Annotated in this window: 3 protein-coding genes and 1 pseudogene; 3 read left to right on the forward strand and 1 reads right to left on the reverse strand. The window is 61.4% G+C overall.

Features of this window, described 5'->3' with window-relative positions:
- Positions 1 to 162, forward strand: a pseudogene (locus PFH44_RS26795) (carboxylesterase/lipase family protein); the annotation flags it as partial.
- Here PFH44_RS26795 and PFH44_RS26800 read toward each other — a convergent pair.
- Complete coding sequence (locus tag PFH44_RS26800; protein WP_283826725.1) at positions 101 to 997, reverse strand: LysR family transcriptional regulator; 897 nt, start codon at positions 995 to 997, stop codon at positions 101 to 103. The pseudogene PFH44_RS26795 and the gene PFH44_RS26800 sit on opposite strands and share 62 nt — an antisense overlap.
- Positions 998 to 1,186: 189 nt before the next feature.
- Between PFH44_RS26800 and ycaC the strand changes: the two genes are divergently transcribed.
- Both ycaC and PFH44_RS26810 read left to right on the forward strand, forming a co-directional pair.
- Positions 1,187 to 1,810: an isochorismate family cysteine hydrolase YcaC gene (gene ycaC, locus PFH44_RS26805; RefSeq protein ID WP_041145330.1), complete on the forward strand. Its 624-nt coding sequence runs from the start codon at positions 1,187 to 1,189 to the stop codon at positions 1,808 to 1,810.
- Between the two features lie 144 nt (positions 1,811 to 1,954).
- The coding region (locus tag PFH44_RS26810) for an aminotransferase class I/II-fold pyridoxal phosphate-dependent enzyme (RefSeq protein WP_283826727.1) at positions 1,955 to 2,351 on the forward strand (397 nt) is incomplete at its 3' end.

A 2,351-nucleotide genomic window follows, 5' to 3' on the forward strand; every position in this document is an offset into this window, starting at 1 on the left:
CTGCCGGGCCCGGTGCGCTGGCTGGCCTGCCGGCGCGGTCGCGATCGGCTGCTGCGTATCGGGCTGCATAAAAGGGTGGGGTTTAAGCTGGAGAATCGCTTTATGCGCGCGCGGCTGGCGCTGTTCCGCCGGGTGATGCGCCATCACGTGACCCTGGATTAACCAGCTCCTCGCGAAACCGCGCCAGGCCATCGGCTTTGCTCTGTGACGCCCGCACCAGCAGGCGGTAGCTGGCGCCGGTTTTCACGCTCAGGGCGAACGGGCGCACCAGGCGGCCAACCCGCAGGTCTTCCGCCACCAGCGTCGCATCGGCGATGGCGATCCCCAGCCCCTGCATGGCGGCGGTGATCGCCAGATCCATGGTATCGAAGTGCTGGTTTTTGCGCATCGCCAGCGGCGCATCCGGGGAGAAGTGCGCCAGCCACAGCGACCAGTCGGTTTTATCCCGCGTCGGATGTAAAAACGTCGCGCCGTCGAGGCGAGCGTCGCAGGGCGTACTGCCGCTGATGACCGGCGTCAGAGCCTCTTCGAATAGCAGATCGCCGGCGCTGTGATGGGTGCCGAAAACGATCGCCGCGTCGTAGGGCTCCGTTTTGAAGTTAACGCTGTGTTCGGTGGTGGTGGTCAGGGCTATCTGCAGCTCCGGGTGGCGCAGCTCTATCGCCACCAGCCTGGGCCCCAGCCAGCGGATGGCGCAGGTTGGCGCCTTCAGGCGCACCACCGTTTGCTGCTGACGCGCCTGCTCGGCGACGGTGACCAGGCGGCCAAACGCCGACTGGAGCTCCGGATAGAGGGCGCTGCCCTGGGGCGACAGGCGCAGCCCGCGCGCGTGGCGTTCAAAAAGCGGGAAACCGAACCATCCCTCCAGCGCGGCAATCTGGCGGCTCACCGCGCCCTGGGTCAGGCACAGCTCGCGCGCGGCGTGGGTCAGGTTGAGGTGCCTGGCAGTCACCAGAAAGGTCTCGACGGTATTAAAAGGCAGGGCGCTCCGCGACATGTCGTCTCCAGCTATGCATTTTGATCATAGGCAGTATGCCATGCTTCGTTCCGGGAATGGGACAATGCGTTGCACTTTCACCGTCTAATCAGCGGCCCGCGCTTAAACTATTATCAGCCTTGTTACGAAAACAGCTGCCGGAGCGCCCGTTCCGGCGGGATCACCCGATGTTGATATGAGGAAAAGGTCATGGCTAAACCCTACGTTCGTCTGGATAAGAGTGATGCAGCCGTGCTGCTGGTCGATCATCAGGCCGGGCTGCTGTCGCTGGTGCGCGATATCGACCCCGATAAATTTAAGAACAATGTCCTTGCCCTGGGCGACATGGCGAAGTACTTCGGCCTGCCAACGATCCTGACCACCAGCTTTGAAAATGGCCCCAACGGCCCGCTGGTGCCCGAGCTGAAGGCGCAGTTCCCGGATGCGCCCTATATCGCCCGACCGGGGAATATTAACGCCTGGGATAACGAAGATTTCGTTAAGGCCGTAAAGGCGACCGGCAAGAAGCAGCTGATTATCGCCGGGGTGGTCACCGAGGTGTGCGTGGCGTTTCCGGCGCTGTCGGCCATCGAAGAGGGGTTCGACGTCTTCGTGATCACCGACGCCTCGGGGACCTTTAATCCGATTACCCGCGATGCGGCATGGGATCGGATGTCGCAGGCGGGCGTGCAGCTGATGTCGTGGTTTGGCGCCGCCTGTGAGCTGCATCGCGACTGGAGAAATGATGTGGAAGGGCTGGGGACGCTGTTTTCTAACCACATCCCGGACTATCGCAATCTGATGACCAGCTTTAACACCTTAACCAGCAAGTAATTCCTGCCGCGGCCGGCCTGCGGCTGGCCGCTCTTCTTTCTCAGCCATGATCAAATCTCATAGCTACTATGACAACAATTCGTTTGTCGCCGTCGGCACCTTTAGATTGAATGGTTATGCAAATATAATGAGAAAGGATTAACCATGCGTCTCACTTCTCCGCTGACCACCCGCTCCAAACTCCCCGACGTCGGCACGACCATTTTTAGCGTCATCGGCCAGCTCTCCGCCGAGCATAATGCGATCAACCTTTCTCAGGGCGCGCCCAACTTTGCCTGCGATAGCCGGCTGGTTGAGGGGGTGACGCGGGCGATGGCCGAAGGGCATAACCAGTATGCGCCGATGACCGGGCTGCGCGTGCTGAAAGAGCGTATCGCCGAGAAAATCGCCGCGCTCTACGGCACCCGCTACGACGTTGACGACGAAGTGCTGATTACCGCCAGCGCCAGCCAGGGGCTCTACTCCGCCATCGGCGGGCTGGTGCATCCCGGCGATGAAGTTATCTATTTCGAACCGGCGTTCGACAGCTACGGGCCGATCG

It is taken from the genome of Klebsiella sp. Ech2A, assembly GCF_030078455.1.
Lineage (GTDB): Bacteria > Pseudomonadota > Gammaproteobacteria > Enterobacterales > Enterobacteriaceae > Klebsiella > Klebsiella terrigena.

Bases quoted from the DNA above. Each gene is read 5' to 3' on its own strand.
- ycaC (WP_041145330.1), top strand. From the start codon at position 1,187: ATGGCTAAACCCTACGTTCGTCTGGATAAGAGTGATGCAGCCGTGCTG.
- PFH44_RS26800 (WP_283826725.1), bottom strand. From the start codon at position 997: ATGTCGCGGAGCGCCCTGCCTTTTAATACCGTCGAGACCTTTCTGGTG.